Below are 24,644 nucleotides of genomic sequence, written 5' to 3' on the forward strand. Positions count from 1 at the left end.
AGGCTTTTTATTATGTATGAAAAATTAGTTGACCAAATTACTAAAGAAGTAATAAATGTAATTGGAAAAAGTGATGTTAAGGTTAAATCTATAGAGAATAAAAATGTTAAGATTGGCATATCAGCAAGGCATGTTCATTTATCTAAAAAGCATTTAGAAATTCTTTTTGGAGCAGGATATGAATTAACTAAAAGAAAAATGCTTATGGGAAATCAATTTGCAGCAAATGAAACAGTAACTTTAGTAGGAAAAAAGTTACGATCTATAGAAAACGTTAGAATACTTGGACCTACAAGAGGTGAAACACAAGTAGAATTATCAAAAACAGATGCTATATTTCTTGGATCAGATGCTCCAGTTAGATTATCAGGGGATATAAAAGGCTCTGGAGAAATAGTTATAGTTGGACCTAAAGGAACTATAAAGATTAATGAAGGATGTATAATTTCTAAAAGACATATTCATATGAATAAAAATGATGCTAAAAAGTTTAATATGACAGAAGGTACAGTATCAGTAAAAGTTAAAGGAGAAAGAGCAGGAATTTTAGAAAATGTTGACGTAAGAATTAGAGAAGATTTTCATTTAGAAATGCATATAGATACTGATGAAGGAAATGCACTTGGAATTAAAAATGGAGATTATGTTGAAATAATATAATTGTTTTATTCCAAATTTAGACTTGAGTAGGTCTTGTTTGGAATAAAACTTATAAATAAGGATGTGAATAATATGATACTTGGGAAGGTTATAGATAATGTTGTAAGTACTAGAAAAGAAGACGGTTTAATGGGATATAAACTTTTAGTAGTTGAACCTTTAGAAGGATATAATAATGGAAAAAATATAGTTGCAATAGATAGAGTAGGGGCTGGAAGACAAAGTATAGTATTAGTGACTTTTGGAGAAAATGCCAATCTAGGACTTTATAAGGATAATGTTCCTATAGATGCTGCTATAGTTGGAATAGTTGATGAATAAAATGAAGGGAGGGAAGCTTTATGGTATTAGATGAACTTAAGTCTTTATTAAAAGAAAATGGAATTGTTGGAGCTGGTGGAGCAGGTTTTCCTACATATGCAAAATTATCATATGATGTAAATACAGTTATATTAAATGGGGCTGAGTGTGAGCCTTTATTTAGAGTTGATAGAAATCTTTTGAAAGAAGAAGCTTATAAAATATTAAAAGGATTAGACATAATAGTAGAAATTTTAGGAGCTAAAGAAGGAATAGTTGCATTTAAAGAACATTATAAAGGTGCAAATGTTGCAGTTGATAAAGAAATATATAAATTTAATAAGCTTAGAAAGTTTTTACTAAAGGATGGTTATCCAGCTGGAGACGAAGTGGTTTTAGTTTATGAAGCTATTAAGAAAATAGTACCACAAGGTGGAATCCCTTTAAATGTTGGTGTAATGGTTGTAAATGTTGAAACTGTGCTTAATGTATATAAAGCTGTAATTGAAAATACTCCTGTAACACATAAATATTTAACTGTAGGAGGTGCAGTTAATGAACCAAAAACAATATGTGCACCTATAGGAATTAAATTTAAAGAATTATTAAAAGAAGTTTCGGGAACAACAATTGAAGATTTTAAAGTTTTAATTGGTGGTCCAATGACAGGAAGATTCGGGAATTTAAATGATACTGTAACTAAAACTACAAAAGGAATATTTATAATTCCTAAGGATAATCCAATAGTAGCAAACAGGGAAATTAAATTATCTGTAGAGTTAAAAAGGGCAATAGGAGTTTGTTCGCAATGCAGAATGTGTACTGATTTATGTCCAAGATATAATTTAGGACATAAAATAGAGCCACATAAAATAATGAATTCTTTAGCTTTTGGGTTAAATTATAATACTGATGTATTTATTAATGCATTTGGATGCTCAGGATGTAATCTTTGTTCTTCATATTCTTGTCATCAAGGTTTAAATCCTAAAGCTATAATTGATGAATTAAAAGTTAGATTTAAAAAAAATGGAATAAAGCCAATTAAAATAAATGATGTAAAAGTAAAAAGAGATAGAGAATATAGAAGAGTTCCAGTAAAAAGGGTATTATCTAGATTAAGTTTATCAAAGTTTGATAAAGAAGCAGAAATTTTTGAATTTTCAGGAGAAATAAAAAATTTAAAAATAAATTTACTACAATCAATTGGAAAAGCTCCTTATCCTGTTGTTAAAGTAAATGAAACAGTTAAAAAGAATCAAGTTATAGCAAAAATAGATGATTCTTTAGGTGTGTATTTACATTCACCTATTAATGGAAGGGTAAAAAGTATTTCAAATGAATTTATTGAAATAAATATGGAGGTGTAGTTGTTTTGAATAATGCATTAGGGTTAGTTGAGTTTTTAAAGGTTCCAACTGGTATGCTAATTTCAGATAAGATGGCAAAGTCTGCAAATATAGAAATAATTCATGCAGCAACAGTTTGTCCGGGAAAGTATATAGTATTATTTAAAGGAACTATATCTGAAGTTAATACAGCATTAGATGTTGCTAAATTCGAAAGTGAAGAAAATATTATAGATAGTTTTCTTTTAGGAAATCCTGTGGAAGATATATATAAGGCTATTACTGGCTGTAATGAAATAATTGAAAATTCTTCTATTGGAATAGTTGAGAGTTATTCAGTTGCATCTATAATAGAAGCTGCTGATATAGCTGCAAAAAGTGCTAAATTAAATTTAGTAGAAGTTAGACTTGCAAGGGGGATGTGTGGGAAAAGTTTTTTTATTGTAAGTGGAGATATTTCAGCTGTTGAAATGGGAGTAAAGACAAGCAAGAGAATTTTAAAAGAAAAAGGAATGTTATTAGATGATGCAATTATAAATAGCCCTGATAAAGGGTTTATAGAAAATTTATATTAGAGGTAGTTACAATGAATATATTTAACAAAGAAGATGAATATAGAGTAGTTCAAGAATATGTACCAGGTAAACAAGTTACACTTGCACATTTAATAGCAAATCCTGTAAATGAATTATATAAAAAGTTAGATATACTAATTGATAATAAAGGAGCACTTGGTATAATGACTATAACTCCAGGTGAAGCAGCAATAATAGCAGCTGATGTAGCTACAAAATCATCAGATGTTTCAATTGGATTTATAGATAGATTTAATGGATCTTTAGTTATAGTTGGAAGTGTATCATCAGTTGAGGAATCACTTAAAGAGGTTATTAAAGTATTAGGAGAAAATTTAAAGTTTACAAGCACTAAAATAACTAAGTCATAAAATATATAGTTATAATTTAAATTTATATAAATAATCCAGTAGATTTAATTTCTACTGGATTATTCTTTGTAAAATATTAATTTTAAAATAGAAGGGGTAACTCGTATCTAATAATAAATATTTATTGAATATTGTAACGATACATTTGACTGAAGAGTTATACAAGAATAGTATTAGATTTATAAGGATAATATATTAATAGGGTAAATTAAAAGAAAATATGGGGGAATAAAATTGAAGAATTTAAAAGTTAAAGAAGATGAAAAAATAAAAATTCTTATAATGACAAGTTTAATGATAGCAATTGTATTTATTTCTGGAAGCATAATAAAGATACCTACACTTAATGGTTTTATGCAACCTGGTGATTGTATGGTTTTATTATCTGGAGTTTTGCTTGGTAAAAAATATGGTACAGTATCTGCTTCTATTGGCATGGCTTTAGTTGATATATTTGCAGGATACTTAATATGGGCCCCTTTTACTTTTGTAATAAAAGGATTAATGGCATTTTTTGTTGCAGTTATTATTGAGAGATTTAAAGATAAAACTATAAAAGTTTATATTTTAGCATTTATTATTGGAGGAATTATTGATTTATTTGGATATTTTATTGCTAATGCTATAATGGGAGGTTTAATTTTAGGTGCATCAAATGGCTTTATAGGTAGTATAATATATGCAACTATGCATTTACCAGGAGATACTGTTCAAGTTATATTAGGAATCATAATAGCTATTCCATTAGCTAAATTTATATATGCTATGAGGAAAAAAATATTTAAATAAAAAGACATAATTTAAATTATATAAAAATAAAAGAGTTTAAAAAACTCTTTTATTTTTTGTACTTTTGCAAAACTTTATTAATTTTATAGTTAATAGAGTTTATATCTACAAAATCTATTTTATTATTATTTAATTTGAATTTCTCTTTAACATATAATATTCTATAAACACTTTCATTAATTCTATTTTCAGTTATTATATTTTTAGAAACAGCAAATTTTATTGAATTTATTACTGTGTTTATATTATTTGTTTCATGACAAACTAGGATTATATCACTACCAGCATTAATTGATTTTATAGCTGCATCACCTATATTATAATTTTCGGTTATTGCACCCATAGTCATATCATCAGTTAATATTAAGCCATTAAAATTCAATTTATTTCTTAATATGTCTGTTATTATAGTTTTTGAAAGTGTAGCAGGATTATTTTTATCTAATTTTGGAATTAATATATGTGCAACCATTATAGCATCAACACCATTTTTTATAGCTTCTTTGAATGGAATTAATTCAAAATTATTAAGCCTATTAAAATCATAGTTTATGATTGGAAGATTTAAATGGGAATCTACTGATGTATCTCCATGACCTGGAAAATGCTTAGCAACTGGAATAATATTTTCTTCTTTCATACCTTCTATAACTTTAACTCCTAATTTAGAAACTAAATTTTTATCATTTCCAAAAGATCTTGTACCTATAACTGGATTATTAGGATTGCTATTTATATCTAGTACAGGAGCAAAGTTTAAATTAAAGCCAAAGGCAGATAGTTGCTTTCCTAAAAGTTTTCCTATTTCGTAACTAAAATTTTCATTATTTATTTGACCTATATATTTATTAGATGGAAGGTTATAAATTTCATTAGGCATTCTAGAAACAGTTCCCCCTTCTTCATCTACTGATATAAAAAGTGGAATTTTATTAGAACTATTAGTTTCTTTTAAACTGTTTATAATATTAAGAAGTCCATCTGAATTTTTTATATTTTTACTAAATAAAATTATACCACCTAAATGGTTTTCTTTAATTAATTTTTTAAAATTATTATCGAGAGTGTATCCATCAAAGCCACAAATTATAAGTTGTCCAATTTTTTCATCTAATGTCATATTGCTTATTTTATTTTTTATTAGTTCATTATTATCTATATTATTTGAAACATTAATAGAATTAAATTTGGATGGATAAGTATTTATATATAGTGATAAAATTAATATTACAAATAAAAAGTTTAAAATAAAAAATAATTTTTTCATAAATCTCCTATAATCAAAAATAATTGTTAATATTATAGTTTACTATGATAATATAATAATATGTTAGTAAACATAAAACTTTTAGGGAGAATAATTTATGGAAAAAATAGTGATTAAATCTAAATATAATATTGATAAATTTTTATCTCAATATGAGAATGATTTAAAATACATTTATAAATCTTTAATGAATGAAAGATTAATAGATTTAATAGATATAGTTAATATTAAAGATTTAAAAATAATAAATAACAAAAAGGAAAAAAATAATATTAAAGAATATATTAATTCTAAAGATTTTGGAATAGCTTTAATGATTGGTGGAATATGTGATGATAATGTTACCTTTTTTAGGGCAATAGATGGAGTTCAGTATAGGATAGCAAAAGGGGAATGTTATGAAGAAACTTCTGAAAATTTTCATGATTATAAAACTGTAGAAAGTTTAATAGAAACAGGAGATATGAAGTTTACTATAGAATCTTCATATTGTATATTATTATATTTAGAAAATGAAAGTTTAAATATTGAACTTGTAGAAGTTGACTTATATGATAATATATATAAATGTAACATCATAAAAGAGAGTAAGGAACTTGGAAAAATTATAAATAAATATATAATTAAAAATATATATTAAAAGAGGTACTACAAGAATTGTAGTACCTTTTTGTTAAAGTTTTTGTACATTTATAGCCATTGGTCCTTTTTGTCCATCAGTTATATCAAATGAAACACTTTCACCTTCATGAAGTTCTTTATTTTTTTCACTATTTTTAATTTGTGAAAAATGAACGAAAACATCATTTCCATTATCGCAAGATATAAATCCATATCCTTTTTCTTGATTAAACCATTTAACAACTCCAGTTGTACTTGACATAAAAATCTCTCCTTAAATTTAATTTCATATATATTATTAGCTAAAAATAAAAAAATATTTAAAAAATATATTATTTAAGTGTATAATATGTTATATAATATACAAAAATTGAATAAAATGGAGAAATAAAAAGGGGAAAAGGTTATATATATATGGGGAGTGTATGGAAGAAAATATTAAATAGCGTTTCGGATAATTATTTTTATTGCAAAATACTGAGGGATAATGATGGAATAGAGAAAGATCTATTAATTGAAGAAACTAACTTTAGTGATATAAGTATAATAAATAAAAAGTTTAGTGAGACTATATTATATGAAAAAATATCTGAACAGATGGGGATTAATAATTTTTATGAGAGTATAATGTATCAAAATAATAAATATTTTGAAGTTAATACTGATAATATTTCGTTAAAAAGAATTGATGATAATTATGTTGTTTTATGGTTAAAGAATAAAATTGAAGATTATATAAATGAAAAAAATTTTTTAGAATTATTTATAGATTCTATGCCTGATTATATATTCCATAAGAATGTAAATGGAGTATATTTAAATTGCAATAAAAAATTTGCAGATCATTTAGGGTTAAGTAAAAGCGAAATAATAGGAAAAACAGATTTGGATTTATTCGGATATAATATTGCAAATCAATTTAAAAAACGTGATAAAGAAGTTATAAAAAATAAAAATGAGAAAATATATATAGAAGAAAAAATTTTAAATAATGGACGAAAATTTATAGAGGAAACTATGAAAGTTCCTTATTTTGATAACAAAAATAATGTTTTAGGTATTATTGGTATAGCTAAAGATGTATCATACAGAATTGCTGTTGAAGAAAGCTTACTAAATAATGAACTTATTTTATTTAATATGTTAAATAATTTAGAGGATTCAGTAATAATAAAAGATAATGAAAAAATTGTATTTGTAAATCAAGCATTTGAAAAAATATTTGGTATAAGTAGAGGAGAGTTATATAAAAAGGATAGTATAGAAATAATTAGAGAAATGCTCCATGAAGAGGATAAAGAAATATTTAATAAAATTGATTTTAATAGACCTATAGATTTAATGGTAAGAATTATAAGAAAAGATAATGAAATGAGATGGATTTGGATAAAAAGCAATCCTTTTAAAGATGAAAATAAAAATATAGTAAGAAGAATAATAGTTATGAATGATATAACAAATAAAATGCAAGAAGAAAAAGGACTGGAGAAAATAAAAAGAGAATTTTTTGCAAATATATCTCATGAATTTAAAACACCTATAAATTTAATATATACATCTATACAGTTACTTGATTGTAAAATTAAAAAATTATCTTTAGAAGATAGTCAAAAATATGATATGTATATAAAGACATGTAATAAAAATATATTTAGAATGATTAAACTTATAAATAACATGATAGATAGTGTAAAAATATCAGAGGGTTTCTTTAGTTATAATCCTAGAAAAATAGAAATAGTAAGATTAGTTGAAAATATAATAGATAGGGCAAATAATTATTTAAATAATAGTTCTATAAATATAGTATTTGACACTGAATTTGAAGAAAAATTAGCTTTATTTGATAAAGATCATATGGAAAGAATAATACTTAATGTATTATCAAATGCTATAAAGTTTAATGATAAAAATGAACCTATAAATGTTAATCTACTTTTAAATGATGGAATGATTGAAATAAGAATAAGAGATAGAGGCATAGGTATTCCTATGGATAAATTAAATAGCTTATTTGATAGATTGGAAAATGTAAATAATAGAATGACTAAATTAAATGAAGGTTGTGGAATCGGATTATATATAGTAAATGAATTAGTTAAGCTTCATGGAGGAGAAATAAAAATAAAGAGTGTTTTAGGTGTTGGTACTGAATTTTTAATAAGAATACCTGATGTTTTAAGTGATGAAGAAGAAATAAAATCTTACATTGAAGAACTTAATTATGTTGATCAGGTACAGCTTAATAAAATAGAAATAGAATTTTCAGATATATATCTAAATTAATAATAAATTATTTAATAACACTTTAGTTATAGGTTAAAATATTGTTACAATACTATAAAAAGAGGTTGAAATAGATGAAGATGAAAAAGTATAAAAAATTAGACGAAAGAGAACTTAAAAAAAGACTTTCTGATTTACAATATAAAATAACACAAGAGGATGTAACAGAGCCACCCTTTGCAAATGAATATTGGGATAATTTTGAAGAAGGTATATATGTTGATATAACAAGTGGTGAACCTTTATTTGTGTCAACTGATAAATTTGATTCAGGGTGTGGATGGCCAGCATTTAGTAAACCAATAGATAGAAGTTTAATAAGAGAAAAGAGAGACAGTAGCTTTAATATGGAAAGAATAGAAGTAAGAGCAAAAAATTCAGACTCTCATTTAGGACACGTTTTTTGTGATGGACCAAAGGAATTAGGCGGACTTAGATATTGTATAAATTCAGGTGCTTTGAGATTTATTAGAAAAGAAGATATGGAAAGTGAAGGATATGATGAATATCTAGAATTACTAAATAAAAAATAGGCTACTTTGGTAGCCTATTTTTATTTTAAAAGTTCTTTTATATCCTCTATACGTTCAATTGCCATATTATAACCATCTTGATAACCTTTTTTTAATTTTTCTACATCTTTTTCAAAACTTTCAATAGCTTGGTCTTCCCTAGGTCTTAAAATTATTGCTTTTCCTTGTTTTTCTAGTTCTTCACAGAACCTAACAGTTTCATTATATAACTTATGACGAGTTAAAAATGAATCTTTTAATTTAGGATATTTTCTAGAAACTATTTTAGCTGCAATTATATTACCTTTACTTAGTTTTTTTCTATAACTTTTTGGTCTTGTAAGTATTATTAGATGCTTTTCATTTCCATCTTTTATAGCTTTTTTTATTGGAATAGGATCTAATAATCCGCCATCGTAATAATAATTTTCATTAATTTTTATTGCAGGAAAAAATAAAGGAATTGCACATGTTGCTCTAAGCATAGTATTTTTAGCGTCAATTTTTTTACCATCTAAATATTCGGTTTTTCCTGTAATAGCATTAGTAACCCCAACTAATACTCTTCCCTTATAATTTGTAAGAGCTTCAATATTATAAGGGGAAAGTTTATTTGGAATTTCATCAAAAACAAAATCTAGTCCAAAAATACTTTTACATTTAAAAAAGTTTTTAATACCTAAATATCTTTTGTCATTTCTGTATTTTTCAAGGATTTCTAAATTTCTACCTTTTTGAGCAGAAAAATAGGAAAATCCATTGGTAATTCCAGCTGAAACTCCTATGCAATATGGAAAAGAAATATTATGTTCTAAAAGAGCATCCATTACACCAGCACTAAAAATAGGTCTAAAAGTACCTCCTTCTAATATTAAACTAGTCATAAAACCTCCTGAAAATAAAATATTATAATAATAAAGTATATAACTAACATTGAAAATTAGCAAATACAAATAAATATATTAAGTAATAAATTAAAATTAATATAAATATATTTTAGTAATACTAATATATAATTAGGAGAATTATGGAATTTGTAAAAAGTGTTTTAGATTTGTATTTAGAAAGAAAAGATTTTTTCTTAAAATTAATAGGAGAGCATTTATTTTTATCTTTAATTGCTATAGTAATATCAGCAATAATTGGTATAAGTTTAGGTATATTAATATCTGAAAAGAAAAAATTAGCAATGCCAGTTAAAGGGATAACAAGTTTTTTATATACAATACCATCAATAGCAATATTAGGATTTTTAGTTTCTATATCAGGTGTTGGAAATATTACGGCTATAATCACATTATCAATATATGGTCTACTGCCTATGATAACAAATACTTATACAGGTATTTTAAATATTGATAAAGATATAATTGAAGCAGGTAAGGGTATGGGTGCAACCAATATTCAACTTTTATATAAAATAAAAATACCACTTGCAGCACCAGTTATATTTGCAGGATTTAGAAATATGGTAGTTATGACTATAGCACTTTGTGGAATAGCATCTTTTATCGGAGCAGGAGGCCTTGGAGTTGCTATATGGAGAGGTATAACAACAAATAGTAAAGAAATGACTTTAGCAGGAAGCTTACTTATAGCTCTTATAGCTCTTTTAATAGATTTAATATTATCTCGCTTAGAGAAAAAGATAAATAATATGGCTAAAGGATATAAAAAATCAGTAAATAAAAAAGAAAATAAAGAGTTTAATTTTAAAACAAAGGTAGTAATATCAACAACTATTATAGTTGTTATATTTAGCATGTTATTTGGATATTTTAGTGAAAATAAAAAGATTATAGTTGCATCTAAACCTATGACAGAACAATATATACTTACAGAAATTATAGCTCAATTAATAGAGAATAAAACGGATATAGAAGTTGATATAAAAAAGGGGATAGGTGGTGGAACTGCTAATATACATCCAGCATTAGTTTCAGGTGAAATTGATTTATATCCAGAGTATACGGGAACATCTTGGGAATATGTATTAAAAAAAGATAGTATAAAGGAAAAAAATGAATTAATAAAAGAACTAAAAGAAGAATATAAAAATAGATTTAAATTAAATTGGCTAAATCTTTATGGATATAATAGTACATATGCTATTGTAATGAATAAAGATTTAGCAGAAAAGTATGAAATAGAAACTTATTCAGATCTGGCAAAGGTATCTGAAAATTTAATTTTTGGAGCTGAATATGATTTTTATGAAAGAGATGATGGATATGACGCTATTTCACAACTTTATGGGTTTAAATTTAAAAATTCGCTTGATTTAGATATGGGGTTAAAATATAAAGCCATAGAGGATGGAAAAGTTGACGTAATAACAGCATCAACAACAGATGGAAGATTGGTAGATGAAAGATTTAAAGTTTTAAAAGATGATAAAAAGTTTTTTCCGGATTATTTTGCAGGAACTATTATTAGACAAGAAACTTTAGATGAATATCCTGAGTTAGAAGATGTACTTAATTTATTAGAAAAAAATATAAGTGAAAAAGAAATTATTAGTATGAATTACGATGTTGAAATAAATAAAAAGGATGATTTTCAGGTAGCCAAGGAATTTTTAGTAAAGAAAGGATTAATTGAATAGGAGTTTTTTATGAAGGATAGTAAAACTATAATTAGTTTTAAAGAAGTAAGTAAAAGTTATGGAGATAAAAAGGTATTAAAAAATTTTAATTTAAATCTATCAAAAGGTGAATTTGTTACAGTAATAGGAAGTTCAGGCAGTGGAAAAACTACTACATTAAAGCTTATAAATGGATTATTAAAACCAGACTCAGGAAATGTTATAATAAATGGGGAAGATATAAAAAATAAAAACATTACAGAAATTCGAAAAAATATAGGATATGTAATACAAGGTATAGGATTATTTCCACATATGACAGTTGAAAAAAATATATCTTTTGTATTAGATTTAGATAAAAATGATAAAGATGCAACAAAAAGAAAAGTTAAAGAATTAATGAAAGTTGTTCATTTAGAAGAAGAATTAATAAATAGATATCCAAGAGAATTAAGTGGTGGGCAAAAGCAAAGAGTTGGAATAGCAAGAGCTTTAGCTAAAGAACCAGATATATTGCTTATGGATGAGCCTTTTGGAGCAGTAGATGAAATAACTAGAAAATCATTACAAGATGAAATAATAAAGATTCAAAAAAAACTTAATATGACTATATTTTTTATTACTCATGATATAGATGAAGCATTAAAACTTGGAAGTATAGTTATAGTTATGAATAAAGGAAAAATAGAGCAGATGGGGACACCTAAGGAATTAAAGGAAAGTCCTAAAACTGATTATGTAAAAGAACTTATAGGAGATTAATTAAAAATCTTTATAAATAATATAAATTTAAGTTTTAGAGATAAATACTAAATATTTAGTATTTATCTCGTTTGTTTTATAATACATTAAAAGATAATAGTTCTATATCTTTAGATAAAAATGTTTCTTTAATAGGTTCATTTTTCATAAGATCTGTGCTTAAATATTTTTTATTATCATCTGGAAAAACAGTTACAATAGTATTATTTAAACCTTCCTTTAAAAGAACTTTAACAGCTCCTAAAAAATTAGCACCTGATGAAATACCAACCCCAAGCCCTAAGGAATTAGAAAGTTTTTGCGCCATAATTATAGAATCTCCATCGTCTACATCAATAATTCTGTTAAGTTCATAAAGTTTTAAAATTTGGGGAACAAAGTCATCAGATATACCTTCTATTCTGTGTGAAGAGTTACTAAATTTACATGATAATATTTTGGAATTTGAAGGTTCAATTGGATAAGATTTTAACTTAGGATTAATAGTTTTTAAATATCTAGATATACCCATAATAGTTCCACCAGTTCCAACTCCAGCAACAAAACAATTAGGAATTAAATTTTTTTTATATAATGCATTTAAAATTTCAGGACCAGTAGTTAAATAATGAGCCATTATATTATTTGAGTTTTCAAATTGACTTGGAAGAAAAATATTTTTATTAAGCTTTGCTTCTTCTTTAGCAAGTCTTATACATTCTAAAAATCCTCCAGAGGATTTAGAAATTAACTGTATTTCTGCTCCAAAACTAATTAATAATTTTTTTCTTTCCTCACTCATCCATTCAGGTAAATAAATTTTAACCTTATTATTTAAGAAACTTCCTATTGAAGCTAATGAAATTCCCATATTACCACTTGTACATTCTACTATTGTAGTATCAGGATTTATTTTGTTTTCAGAGTAAGCTTTTTTTAATATATAAAGAGCAACTCTGTCTTTTATACTTCCGGTATAATTATAATACTCAAGTTTAGTATATATTTTCATTTCTTTACCCTTATAAGAAAATAGAATTTCAATAAGAGGGGTATTGCCTATTAAATTTTCAAGTGAATTAAATTTATTATTTAAACTATCCATAAAAAATCTCCTAAAAAATACTTTTATATTAGTATATTTAATTTTTATATTAGATGATTTAAAATTTAAAATAAATTAATTAAAATTTTAAAATTAAATATTTGAAAAAATTACTATTTATGTTATTACTTAATGATAATTTAAGTTTTAATATTATAATATATTACTAATTTTAGGATAGAAAAATTAATTTAATTTAAATTTTATTAATTTTTAGATAGAAATAAGTTTGTAATTTAGTTAAAAAATATAGAAAGTAAATTTGAAATATAGTATAATTTACAAAGAAGAATAATTTGGAATAAAAATAGGAATTTTATCGAAAAATAGGAGATAGCTTAAATGTTGGAAACTATTATAATTGCTTTGATTTTTTGCAAAATTAAAGGATATAAAATAAAACCTTTGTTTAATAATTATTTTATATATCCTATTATATTTATAGAATTTATAAATTTAATTATACAATTTAACATATTTAATGGTAATTATAGTTTTATAAAGTATGCTGGAATACTTAAAATAATTTACTTAAGTTCATATTTACCTTTAATTTTTAAATACAAACAATATGTTAGTGCAATAATTGGATCAGCTTTTGTAATAGTTGGTGGAGTGTTAAATGATATGGCTATAAAATTTAATGGTGGTTTTATGCCTGTATTTCCTAAATTATCCTATTTAACAGGTTATGCAAAGGCAGATTCTTTTAATAAAGTAAACGATATACATATTTTAGGTAGTTCAAATACTAAAGTGAAATTTTTAACTGATATATTTGATTTAGGGTATAGTGTATTAAGTGTAGGAGATATTTTTATAAGAGCTTTTGTATTTATAATAATATTTAGTTCTGTAAGAGAGATAAATAAATCTTTAACCAATAATTGCGTATAAGGAGAGACATAATATGTTGCATATATCATTTTTTGAATTAATAGTAAGGGCTATACCAGAAAGTTTTTTATTTGTATTTGCAATTTATGTATTTGCAAATAAAAAAGTAGATTTAAATAAATATATTATATCAAGTATAGGATTAGCTATTAGTATGTTTGTAGTAAGAAGTTTTCCTATAGGATATGGAACACATACTATATTAAATATAATTTTATTAGTTTGTATTACTAATTTTTTAAATAAAATAAACACTTTAGAATGCATAAAAGGTGGGATATTTACAGCTATAATTTTATTTTTTTCAGAAGCTATAAATTTGTTTTTAATACAGCTTAAAGTTGGAGAAAATGTTACATCAATATTTAGTGATCCAATTTTAAAAACTATTTATGGAATACCATCGTTAGTTATATTTTTAGCAATTATAATATTAATAAATTTTTTGAAGAATAGGAAAAAAATTAAAGATGTTTAATTATATATCAAAAAATATTGCAAGAAAAATAGCTTGTGAAAATAGTAGTATAGACAAGGATGAAGAAGAAGTAATAGCATATGGTATATATGGTATATTACAAATTGGGGTATCAATATTACTTGTAATTATATTTGGAGTTATATTTAATGTACTTATTGAAGCATTAATAATGTCATTTGGAATTAGTATACTTAGAAAATATTCAGGTGGTGTTCATTCAAATAGTTCATCAGGTTGTTTAATTATTGGAACTTTAATATGTGTTTTAATTCCATTATTAATTAGTAAAATAAATATTAATATTTATTTCACTATAGCAATATCACTTATTATTTTCATATTTTCTTATATTATTATTTATAGATTAGCTCCTGTAGATAGTGCAAATAAACCTATAAGAAAAACAGAAAGAAGAAAAAAGCTAAAAAAAAGATCTATGCAAGTATTAACAATTTATTTGCTAATATTAATAGCATTTATAATATTTTATTATTTAGAAGATAACTATAAATTATTATTATATGCTAATGTTTTAGGATGTGCTACTTTATGGCAAGTTTTTTCTCTTACTAAGTTAGGACATAAATTGTTAGGTGCTTTAGATACTTTTTTTATAAAATAATTTCATTTATAAATTAAGGGGGAATAAATTATGAAAAAACTAAACAACAAAGTATTAATGGCTATTGCAACAGTAGCAACAGTTGTTGCAGGAACAGTTGCTACATCAGCATGTTTTTGGTGCTTTCATCAACCAGAAGAACCAAAATCTTTAAGAGAAGAGTAGAAATTTAAGGGGCCAGATAAATTCTGGTCCTTTGTAGTATGAGGAAGAAGTTATGAATGAAATAGACAAAAATAAATATAAACAGTTAAATGATATAGTTGCTGTAGTAAAAATATCTACTCTTTTATTTACTGGAATGATAATTATACAATATTTTTTTAGTGATGGAATTTTAAAAAATGATATATTATATAGCCAGTATGGGATACTATTAGTAGGATTTATAACATGTTTATTATTATTTATTTATGTTATATGGAATTTTTATACACCAAGTAAATTGAAAAATAAACATTCGTTATTATTTCAAATAATAGAAAATATAACATTTGTTATAATATTTTCAGTAGTTATAGTAATTTCAGGAGCAAATACTAGTGGATATAAAATATTATTTTTATTTATAATAATAACAACAACTATACAATCCGGATTAAAGCAAGGAATGATATTTGCTTTGATTTCATCTATTATAATTTTAGGTGTAGATATTTTATATATGCCTAATGTTGAAATAAATAGATATTTTGAAAATGATTTAATATTAGTAGGAGTATTTTTCTTAACAGCATGGCCTTTAGGGTTTTATGTAAAGATAGAAGGAGAACATATAGAAAGATTAAAAGATTTGGCTAATGAAGATGGTCTTACAGGTGTTTATAACCATAGATATTTTTTTGATGCGTTAGAAAAGGAATTAGAAAATTCAAAAGAAAACAAACAAAAATTATCTGTTATATTTATAGATATAGATTATTTTAAAAATTATAATGATTTGTATGGGCATCAAGAGGGAGATAAAGTTCTAAAAAAGGTAGGCTCTATTCTTAAAGATAGTATAAGGATTGGAGATACTGTTGCAAGATATGGTGGAGAAGAATTTGCAGTAATTTTACCAAATACCGATGAAGTTATCGCAAGTGATGTTGCAGAGAACATAAGACAGTGCATTGAGAAGGAATATTTTTATGGACAACAAAATCAACCTAATGGGAATTTAACAGTATCAATTGGAATATCAATTTATCCAGATAAGGCAAAAGATGAATTTGAACTTATAAAAAGTGCTGATGATGCACTTTATAAAGCTAAGTTTTTTAATAAAAATAGAGTAGAAACTTATGTTTCAATATTAGAAGAAATAAAAAGAGATATTAGTGAAGATGAAGTTAAGCTAGTTACTTCTATAAAAACATTAATAAGTGTTATAAACGCAAAAGATAGATATACATATGGACATTGTGAGAGAGTAGTTCTTTACAGTAGATTACTTGCAAATAAATTAAATCTTAGTGAAGAAGATAAAAATAGTTTAATATACGGGGCTTATATGCATGATGTTGGTAAAATTAATATTGCAAAAGAAATATTAATAAAAAAAATGCCACTTAATGATGAAGAATGGAATTTGTTGAAGGAGCATCCTCAAAATGGAGTAGATATTATAAAACCTGTAACTTCATTAAAAAGAATAGAATCAATAATACTTCATCATCATGAAAAATATGATGGTAGTGGATATCCTAAGGGATTAAAAGGAGAAGAAATACCATATTTAGCGAGAGTTTTAACAGTTGTAGATAGCTTTGATGCTATGACATCAAATAGACCTTACAATAAAAGAAAAACTTATGAAGAAGGTATGGAAGAATTAAAAAAATGGAGTGGAAGGCAGTTTGACCCTGAAATTGCTAATAAATTTATTGAAGTAATAAAAGAAAATAAAGATAAATTAGGAGAAATACCAGATCATTAAGATGATTGTAAATGTACAATCATCTTATTTTTTTATATCTTAGAAGGAAATGGAATAAATAGGTAGAAATATTTAATATATTATATTTAAAAATTTTGGGGGACTGGTTATGGCTATATTTCATGGTAATCTAAAGAAGACATTACCAGAGTTAACTGTTGGAGAGTTAAATTTAATAAAAAAATTTAAAGAGGAGCTAGATAATAGTTTTAATATATTTATAAAACCAAATATAAATGGAGATAATTTAAATATTTTAATAATTAAAGAGAATTCTGGAATATTAATTTTAGATATATTAGATTGGAATTTAGAAAATTATATATATGTAACTGGTGGAAATGCTGGAGATTATGGAATTATAATAGATAAAAGTAATAGAAATAATAAAGTACCATTTATAACTCCTTTTGAAAAATTAATTACATATAAAGAAAATATTTATAAATATCATATAGAAGAAATTATAAAAAGAACAATATTAAATTCAAATTATAATAATTTAATTCATACTGCTATATATTTTGCAGGGAGTAAAAGTTATGATGTAATAAATAAATTTAGTAATAATACAAAAGAGATGAAAAGTATAAAATTTTGGGGAGATAATTCAAAAATAATAAATGATATAAAAAATATATTAAAGCCAAATGAGTTATTTGATAAAGAAATTTATAATATTGCCATAAAAGTTATTAAAGGGGAAAAATATAATAGTGGCAATGTAAAATATATAAATTTAGATAAAAAAAAGATAGAACTTATGAAAAGTAAAGCTGGGGCAAAAGTAAAGATAAAAGGAATTGCTGGAAGTGGTAAGACAACTTTATTATGTAATAGAGCTATATCCGCTTATAAAAGAATAAATGGACATGGAAAGATTTTAATATTAACATATAATAATACTTTAAAAAATTATATAAAGGATAAAATGAATAATTCAAGAATTAAGTTTGATTGGAGTATATTTTATATAAATAATTATTATATGTTTATAAATCAAAGGGCTTTGGATTTAGGAATAGATATAAAAGGTTTAAGTAGTGAAGATATATATAAGTTATTTAGTATTTTAGTAAAAAAAGAAAATAAATACGATGCAATATTTATAGATGAAGTTCAAGATTTTAAAAGAGAGTGGCTAGACTTAATTAAGGATATATTTTTAAAGGAAAATGGAGAATATGTACTATTTGGGGATGAAAAACAAAATATTTATAATAGAGCATTAGATACTAAAAAGATGGTTAAAACTAATATTAGAGGAAGATGGAATGAACTTACAAAATCTTATAGAATTTCAACTAATATAGCAATATTACTTAAAGAATTTCAAAAGAAATTTTTTATAAAGAAATATGAATTAGATAATATATTTATTGAAGAACAAATTGGATTAGCAATAAATGATGATGAAATAATTTATGTATATTTTAATGATTTATCATATATAGATGTATTTGAAAAAAGTAAATTTTATTTGCATAATAAAAATTTAGAATATAAAAATACATGTATTATATGCGGGAATTTAGATGAATTAAGAGATATGGAATATTATGCTCGAAAAAAGTATGGAATAAATATTGAAAGAATGTTTGAGACAAAAGAAGAATTTTTATTAATAAATAAAAGAGAAAATAATATGGGAATATTAGAAAATTTACGTGAGGCAAGACAATATAATTTTTCAGCAACATCAGAAGGATTAAAAATGTGTACTATAGAAAAGTTCACTGGATGGGAAATTGAAAATTTAATCTTCATAATAGATAAAAGTGATAAAAATATGGAACTTATATATACTGCTATAAGTAGATGTAGAAAAAATTTATTTATAATAAACAGAGGAAATAATGTGTTTAATAATTTTATAAATTCTTTAAATATGTAATTAAGAAGGAGGATATAAGTATTATTTTTAGAAGGTTTATCTATAAGGTTTTGTTAATGTTTTAAGTTATATTCTTATAACAAAATATTTAAAAGGAGATTAAAATATATGTTAAAGTATATCCTCCATTTCTTAGCTATGTATTTGAAGTATTGACAGAATTTATAATAATATACAAAAGTATTATAAAAATATATTTATTAAAGTTATTTATATAGTTAGAAAAAGTATAAATAACATTACATTTTAATAAAAACAAAAAAAGAAGTACTATATAGTACTTCTTTTAATATATAAATTAATTTGTTTCAATTACTTCTTCAACAACTTGATTTCTTCTAGCTTCTAATTCATCATTAGTATATATGAATTTGTGAACAACTTTTTCTAATTTTGGCATAAAGAATTGAATTGATGGACCTGTAAGTAAAGCTGCTATTATAGTTCCAACTCCAACAACTCCCCCAAGTAAGAAACCAATTATTAAGAAAGCTGCATCTAAACACATACGAACAACACGATATTCTTTTTTGCTTTTATCTGATAATATAAAAGGAATAACATCATTTGGAGAAACTCCAAGTTCTGTAGCCTTAAGTAATGAGAAACCGATAGCGATTATTATACAACTAACTGCTAATAAGATCATTTTTACTATAAGGTTGTATTGTGAAAAATTAAATGGTTCAAAAAATCTTATCATTAAATCGATAAATGGACCAGCTGCAAACATAGCAAGAACAGTACCGATATTTATGTAATGTCTTTCAACAATTAATATAATAACTAAAAATGTGAATGTAATTATCATATTACCAATACCAGGAGTTATTCCTATAACATTAGCTAAACCTTGAGTAAATACAGTAAAAGGGTCAGAACCTATATTAGTTCCTATAAATATTGCAACACCAGTTTGAATTATCCATAAACCAAGAAAGAAAAATATTAGTTTCTTAGTTAATTGTTTACAGTTAAGTTTCTTCATCACTAGACCTCCGTAATTTCAAAAATATAAAGTGCTAAAACTTGTCCCAGCAGCACCGTGAATACAGAATATCATAAATGTAATTCTAAATAAAATAATAAAAATTTAAAATGTTCATGTTTACATAAATGTTTACATAAAAAATAGTTATAAAATAGCGAAAATAATTGATAAATTATTAAAAAAATGATGATTTAATTAAAAAAACTAAAAAAATATTACTAATAAAAAGTGTCAAAATAAAAAATAATTAACCAAAAAGTGTAATTGTAAACGTGACAATTTAGGTATCTGTCATATTAATATTGCAATATATGTATTTATATGGAAATTTATATGTTTATGTGGTATATTTTATATATTATGTATAAAGAGGTGTTAAATGAAAAATTTCATTAAAGAATTATTTATAGCTATATATTTTTTTATAATTTCAATATTAAGTTCTGTACTAATAATTTTTAATTCTACATTTATATATAAAATGTGTATAAATTTTTTTAATATAGAAATTATTAGTGGAATACAAAAAGATTTATTGATAGAAGATTATAAAAAAATAATTTCATATGTTACTAATCCTTTTGTAAAAGAACTTAAATTGGACAATTTTGTTATGAGTTCCACAGGAGAATTTCATTTTTGGGAAGTTAAGAATATAGTTTTTATAATAGAAGTTATATTTTTAATTTTATTAATAGTAGGAATTATATTATTTTTATTAAATAGGAATAATAAGTTTAAATTACCAATTAATAGTTTGAATTATTTATTTTTCTTTACTGTTATTGTTGTATTTTTTATATTAATTTTTATTTACTTTGATTTTACATTTGTATTTGATAAATTTCATAAAATACTTTTTAACAATGATTATTGGATATTTAACCCTATTACAGATCCTATAATAAAGGCATTACCAGAAGAATTTTTTATGGTATGTGGAGTTATATGTTTATTTATTACATTGTTAGTAGGTATAATTTCAAAATTTATTTATATAAACTTAAAGAAAAAGTATTATAAAAATGTTAGTTAAAGATAAAAACATGCCCTATTAAATTTAAAATAAGGCATATTTTTTTATTTTAAATATATAATTTAAAAAATAATATAAAGTATTGTTAATTTTTTGTACACAGAATAGTAAAAGTAAATAAAAAAAAGTAAGTTATAATAAATATTTGATTAATAAAAAATAATTAAACCTAAGGAGAAAATATGGACTTTATAAAAATTTATAGCAATATTTTAAAAAATAATATTGAAAATCCAGATAAGGTAAGAAAATTACTTAAAGCAGGATATGATTTAGAGTATTTAAATTTAAATTTATTAGGAGATAGGAATTTACCTAAATCTCTTAGATATTTATCTAAGCTTTGTATGAAGTTTACATTAGAGCCATTAAAAGATCCAGAAAATACAGCCTTTGTAAATGTATTTACACCTACTGAATTTTTACATGCCTTTGATATGCATCCACAGCTTATAGAAGCTTTTTCGTCTTACATATCAGGAACAAAATTTGAAGATGTTTTAATTGATAAAGCAGAAAGCTTTGGTATATCAGATAGTCTTTGTTCATATCATAAAACTTTTTTAGGAGCAGCTATGACTAAAATTTTACCTAAACCAAAGTTTGCTATTACAACATCTACTGCATGTGATGGGAATATTAATACATTTAGACATATTTCGAATATTTATAATATAGAAAAGTTTGTTATAGATGTTCCTTATGAATATAATATTGAGGCAGAAGAGTATGTTAAAGATCAATTAAAAGAAATGGTGGTTTTCATTGAAGATAATACACATAAGAAATTAAATGAAGAGAAGTTAAAGGAAGTTATTTTAAATGAAAATCAATCAATAGAATATTACAATACATATTTAGAAAATTTAAAGCATAAATACTTTCCAAATACAATAACTTCAGAAATGTTTAAAGTATTTGTAACACATCCTGGAATGGGAAGAAAAGATACTTTAAAGTTTTATAAGCTACTAGCAGAAGATATAGAAAAATATCCTGATATAAAAGCTGAAAAAAGATTATTATGGGTTCATCTATTGCCATTTTATAGTTATGCAATAAAAGATTTATTAGATTTAAATAAAGAGCATCAATTATTAATTTCAGATATGAATGTTGATTATATGAAAAAATTAGATATAAATGATCCATATTCATCTATTGCAAAGAAAATAATTTTAAATTCATATAATGGACCTTATGAAAGAAGAGCAAATAATATATTAAAATATGCTAAAGATTTAAATGCAGATGGTGTTATTAACTTTTGTCATTTTGGATGCAAACAATCAAGTGGTGGTTCATTAATACTTAAGGATACTTTAGAAAAAAATAATATTCCTGTATTAAGTATTGATGGTGATGCAGTAGATAGAAGAAATAGTCAAGAAGGACAAAATAAAACAAGACTTGAAGCCTTCTTTGAAATGTTAAATAGTAAGGAGGAAAATATAGATGATAGCTTGCATGTGTAAATATAGTCCTTTTGCTGTATTTGATGCTTTTGATGAAAAGGGAATTGTTATAGATGGTGAGGTTTCTCAATTTAATGAGTCAGATAAATTTTTACATCCTAACATGTGTTCATATAGTAAAGCTCTTTTAGATACAATAATCGAAAAGAAAATAGATAAAGTATTTTTGGTAAACTGTTGTGATTCAATAAGAAGACTTAAAGATACTTTAGAGAATATTCCTTCAATTAAATTTGTATATATGATGGATTTGCCAAGAAAGAATAATTGTTGTGCAAAAAATATGTTAAAAAGAGAAATATTAAAGTTTATTGATGAGTATGAAAAGTTTAGTGGAAAAAAGTTTAATATAGAAAAATTCAATAAAGGACTTTATAAATATTTAGATAATAATAAGGCTCCAAATACTCCATATATAGCTGTAATGGGAGCAAAAATATCAAGAGAATTTATAAATAATGTAGAGGATTTGTTAGATTACCCTTTAATAAATCATACTTGTTCTAGAGAACATTATTTAACTGAAATTAAAAATTTTAATGATAAAGATGAAGCTATTACATGGTATTCAGATGAAATATTAGGTTATACACCTTGTATGAGAATGGAGGATACTACAAATAGAAGAGCATTGACAGAAGATCCAAATTTAAAAGGAATAATCTATCATACAGTTAAGTTTTGTGATCATTATTCTTTTGAATATGTAAATTTACAAAGGGGAAAAACTCCTATACTTAAAATAGAAACGGATCTTACAAGTCAAAGTGCAGGACAAATAAAAACACGTATTGAAGCATTTAATGAACAGTTAAGTGGAGGAAAAGTAAAAATGAAAGAAATTAAAAATAAAGATAAAATTTATGTTATGGGAATAGATAGTGGATCAACTTCTACAAATGCAGTTATTATGGATAAAGATAAAAATATGTTAAGCAGTATAATAGTTAAAACAGGTGCTAAAAGTATGGATTCAGCAAACGCTGCTTATGAATTAGCAATTAAGGAAGCTGGAATTTCAAAAGAAGATATTACACTTATAGTAGGAACTGGATATGGAAGATATAATATTCCTTTTGTGGATGAAAATATAACAGAAATAACATGTCATGGTATGGGAGCACACTTTTTTAATCCAGAAGTAAGAACTATTATAGATATAGGAGGTCAAGATAGCAAGGCTATAGGTTTAGATGAAAATGGAAATGTAAAAAGTTTTGTAATGAATGATAAATGTGCAGCTGGAACTGGAAGATTTTTAGAGATGATAGCTAAAACTTTAGAAATTGATTTAGAAACTATGTCACAAGAAGGATTATCATATAATGAAGATCTTACAATAACAAGTGTTTGTTCTGTATTTGCAGAATCAGAAGTTATAACTTTAATAGCTGAAAATAAAGAGAGAAGAGATATAATACACGGTGTAAATAAATCTATTGCAACAAAAACTGTAGGTCTTGTAGAAAGAGTTGGTAGATGTGAAAAATATATGATGACAGGTGGGGTAGCTAAAAATAAAGGGGTAATAAAAGCTATAGAAGAGAAGTTAAATAGTAAATTAGTTATAGCTGATGAACCACAAATATGTGGAGCTGTTGGAGCAGCTATACTAGGATTAAATAAGATTTTAGAAAATATATAGGTATATTGTTCATTTACTTTTTTTATTAAATATAATATCATACTAATGTATTAAGGATTATATTATGGAGATGAAATTATGTTTAATATAGATGATTGTATTGGATTTATTACTAATAAATGTTCTAAAAAGATATCAGATGAATTTAATAGAAGATTACAGGAGTATGGAGTAACTAGAGTTCAATGGATAGCTATTTTTTATATAGGAAAATATGATAATGGAATATTTCAAAGAGAACTTTCAGATCTTATGAATGTAAAAGAGTCATCAATGGTGAGATTAATTGATAGAATGGAAAAAGAAGAATTAGTTATAAGAAAAAAGAATGATAATGATAGAAGAATAACTAGTATATTTTTAACTGATAAAGGTATAACTCTTAGAAATAAATTATTACCTTTAGGTGAACAATTTCAAAAAGATGCTACAATAGGTATTAGTAGTGAAGAATTAGATATATTTAAAAAAGTATTAGAAAAAATGGTAAATAATATAAGTTAAGATTGACAATACCACCTT

26 protein-coding genes are annotated in these 24,644 nt (G+C 24.1%); 21 read left to right on the plus strand and 5 right to left on the minus strand.

The features are described from left to right. Positions 1-12: 12 nt before the first annotated feature. The 6 genes from pduL to AC4FQ1_RS11565 all read left to right on the plus strand — a co-directional run bounded on the left by pduL (position 13) and on the right by AC4FQ1_RS11565 (position 4,044). Positions 13-660, plus strand: coding sequence for a phosphate propanoyltransferase (gene pduL / locus AC4FQ1_RS11540; RefSeq protein WP_303128030.1), 648 nt, complete (start codon positions 13-15; stop codon positions 658-660). A 72-nt stretch (positions 661-732) separates the two neighbouring features. Beyond that, positions 733-981, plus strand: coding sequence for a EutN/CcmL family microcompartment protein (locus tag AC4FQ1_RS11545; protein WP_491148154.1), 249 nt, complete (start codon positions 733-735; stop codon positions 979-981). Positions 982-1,001: 20 nt separating this feature from the next. Then, on the plus strand, positions 1,002-2,330 hold the full coding sequence (locus AC4FQ1_RS11550) for a 4Fe-4S dicluster domain-containing protein (RefSeq protein ID WP_491169728.1): 1,329 nt from the start codon (positions 1,002-1,004) through the stop codon (positions 2,328-2,330). A 5-nt stretch (positions 2,331-2,335) separates the two neighbouring features. Continuing rightward, a complete protein-coding gene (locus tag AC4FQ1_RS11555; protein ID WP_303128024.1) occupies positions 2,336-2,884 on the plus strand; it encodes a BMC domain-containing protein in 549 nt (182 codons plus the stop codon). Between the two features lie 11 nt (positions 2,885-2,895). Next, positions 2,896-3,255, plus strand: coding sequence for an ethanolamine utilization microcompartment protein EutS (gene eutS / locus AC4FQ1_RS11560; RefSeq protein ID WP_303128021.1), 360 nt, complete (start codon positions 2,896-2,898; stop codon positions 3,253-3,255). A 234-nt stretch (positions 3,256-3,489) separates the two neighbouring features. After that, positions 3,490-4,044: an ECF transporter S component gene (locus AC4FQ1_RS11565; RefSeq protein WP_491169729.1), complete on the plus strand. Its 555-nt coding sequence runs from the start codon at positions 3,490-3,492 to the stop codon at positions 4,042-4,044. 49 nt (positions 4,045-4,093) lie between these two features. Here AC4FQ1_RS11565 and nagZ read toward each other — a convergent pair whose 3' ends face one another. Continuing rightward, a complete protein-coding gene (nagZ, locus tag AC4FQ1_RS11570; RefSeq protein ID WP_491169730.1) occupies positions 4,094-5,311 on the minus strand; it encodes a beta-N-acetylhexosaminidase in 1,218 nt (405 codons plus the stop codon). Between the two features lie 97 nt (positions 5,312-5,408). On the opposite strand from nagZ, the gene AC4FQ1_RS11575 reads away from it, so the two are divergent. After that, entirely contained in the window at positions 5,409-5,951 is a 543-nt protein-coding gene (locus tag AC4FQ1_RS11575; protein ID WP_491169731.1) for a hypothetical protein, read from the plus strand. A 33-nt stretch (positions 5,952-5,984) separates the two neighbouring features. Here AC4FQ1_RS11575 and AC4FQ1_RS11580 read toward each other — a convergent pair whose 3' ends face one another. Beyond that, positions 5,985-6,194: a cold-shock protein gene (locus tag AC4FQ1_RS11580; RefSeq protein WP_303128004.1), complete on the minus strand. Its 210-nt coding sequence runs from the start codon at positions 6,192-6,194 to the stop codon at positions 5,985-5,987. Positions 6,195-6,346: 152 nt separating this feature from the next. Here AC4FQ1_RS11580 and AC4FQ1_RS11585 point away from each other — a divergent pair, with 152 nt between their 5' ends. Together AC4FQ1_RS11585 and msrB are read left to right on the plus strand one after the other, a co-directional pair. Then, positions 6,347-8,218, plus strand: coding sequence for a sensor histidine kinase (locus AC4FQ1_RS11585; protein ID WP_491169732.1), 1,872 nt, complete (start codon positions 6,347-6,349; stop codon positions 8,216-8,218). A gap of 80 nt (positions 8,219-8,298) precedes the next feature. Beyond that, positions 8,299-8,751, plus strand: a complete 453-nt coding sequence (msrB, locus tag AC4FQ1_RS11590; protein ID WP_303128171.1) for a peptide-methionine (R)-S-oxide reductase MsrB — start codon at positions 8,299-8,301, stop codon at positions 8,749-8,751. 20 nt (positions 8,752-8,771) lie between these two features. On the opposite strand, the gene AC4FQ1_RS11595 is transcribed toward msrB, so the two are convergent. After that, on the minus strand, positions 8,772-9,614 hold the full coding sequence (locus AC4FQ1_RS11595; RefSeq protein WP_491169733.1) for a patatin-like phospholipase family protein: 843 nt from the start codon (positions 9,612-9,614) through the stop codon (positions 8,772-8,774). 143 nt (positions 9,615-9,757) lie between these two features. On the opposite strand from AC4FQ1_RS11595, the gene AC4FQ1_RS11600 reads away from it, so the two are divergent. Together AC4FQ1_RS11600 and AC4FQ1_RS11605 are read left to right on the plus strand one after the other, a co-directional pair. Then, positions 9,758-11,335 (plus strand): ABC transporter permease/substrate-binding protein, encoded by a 1,578-nt coding sequence (locus AC4FQ1_RS11600; RefSeq protein ID WP_491169734.1) that lies wholly within the window; start codon positions 9,758-9,760, stop codon positions 11,333-11,335. 9 nt (positions 11,336-11,344) lie between these two features. Then, positions 11,345-12,076 carry an ATP-binding cassette domain-containing protein gene (locus tag AC4FQ1_RS11605; RefSeq protein ID WP_303127995.1) on the plus strand — a complete coding sequence of 244 codons (732 nt, stop codon included), beginning with the start codon at positions 11,345-11,347 and terminating at the stop codon, positions 12,074-12,076. A 76-nt stretch (positions 12,077-12,152) separates the two neighbouring features. Here the strand turns inward: AC4FQ1_RS11605 and AC4FQ1_RS11610 are convergent, their stop codons facing one another. Next, positions 12,153-13,160, minus strand: coding sequence for a PLP-dependent cysteine synthase family protein (locus AC4FQ1_RS11610; protein ID WP_491169735.1), 1,008 nt, complete (start codon positions 13,158-13,160; stop codon positions 12,153-12,155). Between the two features lie 342 nt (positions 13,161-13,502). Between AC4FQ1_RS11610 and AC4FQ1_RS11615 the strand changes: the two genes are divergently transcribed. The 6 genes from AC4FQ1_RS11615 to AC4FQ1_RS11640 all read left to right on the plus strand — a co-directional run bounded on the left by AC4FQ1_RS11615 (position 13,503) and on the right by AC4FQ1_RS11640 (position 18,975). Continuing rightward, on the plus strand, positions 13,503-14,057 hold the full coding sequence (locus AC4FQ1_RS11615) for a DUF5317 family protein (protein ID WP_491169736.1): 555 nt from the start codon (positions 13,503-13,505) through the stop codon (positions 14,055-14,057). 13 nt (positions 14,058-14,070) lie between these two features. Beyond that, positions 14,071-14,535 carry a hypothetical protein gene (locus AC4FQ1_RS11620; protein ID WP_491169737.1) on the plus strand — a complete coding sequence of 155 codons (465 nt, stop codon included), beginning with the start codon at positions 14,071-14,073 and terminating at the stop codon, positions 14,533-14,535. Then, positions 14,528-15,160, plus strand: a complete 633-nt coding sequence (locus AC4FQ1_RS11625; protein ID WP_491169738.1) for an accessory gene regulator ArgB-like protein — start codon at positions 14,528-14,530, stop codon at positions 15,158-15,160. Before AC4FQ1_RS11620 ends, AC4FQ1_RS11625 begins: the two co-directional genes overlap by 8 nt. A gap of 30 nt (positions 15,161-15,190) precedes the next feature. Beyond that, complete coding sequence (locus AC4FQ1_RS11630; protein ID WP_303130470.1) at positions 15,191-15,325, plus strand: cyclic lactone autoinducer peptide; 135 nt, start codon at positions 15,191-15,193, stop codon at positions 15,323-15,325. Positions 15,326-15,377: 52 nt separating this feature from the next. Further along, positions 15,378-17,081 carry a bifunctional diguanylate cyclase/phosphohydrolase gene (locus tag AC4FQ1_RS11635; protein WP_303130468.1) on the plus strand — a complete coding sequence of 568 codons (1,704 nt, stop codon included), beginning with the start codon at positions 15,378-15,380 and terminating at the stop codon, positions 17,079-17,081. 109 nt (positions 17,082-17,190) lie between these two features. After that, the gene (locus tag AC4FQ1_RS11640; protein ID WP_491169739.1) at positions 17,191-18,975 is read left to right on the plus strand and encodes an AAA family ATPase; all 1,785 of its coding nucleotides are present in this window, start codon (positions 17,191-17,193) and stop codon (positions 18,973-18,975) included. 298 nt (positions 18,976-19,273) lie between these two features. Here the strand turns inward: AC4FQ1_RS11640 and AC4FQ1_RS11645 are convergent, their stop codons facing one another. After that, positions 19,274-19,963 carry a YczE/YyaS/YitT family protein gene (locus tag AC4FQ1_RS11645; RefSeq protein ID WP_303130464.1) on the minus strand — a complete coding sequence of 230 codons (690 nt, stop codon included), beginning with the start codon at positions 19,961-19,963 and terminating at the stop codon, positions 19,274-19,276. A 382-nt stretch (positions 19,964-20,345) separates the two neighbouring features. Here AC4FQ1_RS11645 and AC4FQ1_RS11650 point away from each other — a divergent pair, with 382 nt between their 5' ends. The 4 genes from AC4FQ1_RS11650 (at position 20,346) to AC4FQ1_RS11665 (ending at position 24,626) form a co-directional block, all read left to right on the plus strand. Next, the gene (locus tag AC4FQ1_RS11650; protein WP_491169740.1) at positions 20,346-21,002 is read left to right on the plus strand and encodes a TIGR01906 family membrane protein; all 657 of its coding nucleotides are present in this window, start codon (positions 20,346-20,348) and stop codon (positions 21,000-21,002) included. A gap of 182 nt (positions 21,003-21,184) precedes the next feature. Further along, positions 21,185-22,477 carry a 2-hydroxyacyl-CoA dehydratase subunit D gene (locus AC4FQ1_RS11655; protein WP_303130459.1) on the plus strand — a complete coding sequence of 431 codons (1,293 nt, stop codon included), beginning with the start codon at positions 21,185-21,187 and terminating at the stop codon, positions 22,475-22,477. Beyond that, a complete protein-coding gene (locus tag AC4FQ1_RS11660) occupies positions 22,458-24,122 on the plus strand; it encodes an acyl-CoA dehydratase activase (protein ID WP_491169741.1) in 1,665 nt (554 codons plus the stop codon). The genes AC4FQ1_RS11655 and AC4FQ1_RS11660 overlap by 20 nt, the downstream gene beginning before the upstream one ends. 78 nt (positions 24,123-24,200) lie before the next feature. Beyond that, positions 24,201-24,626, plus strand: coding sequence for a MarR family winged helix-turn-helix transcriptional regulator (locus AC4FQ1_RS11665; RefSeq protein ID WP_303130453.1), 426 nt, complete (start codon positions 24,201-24,203; stop codon positions 24,624-24,626). Positions 24,627-24,644: the final 18 nt, after the last annotated feature.

This window comes from Clostridium sp. TJA020 (assembly GCF_058310295.1).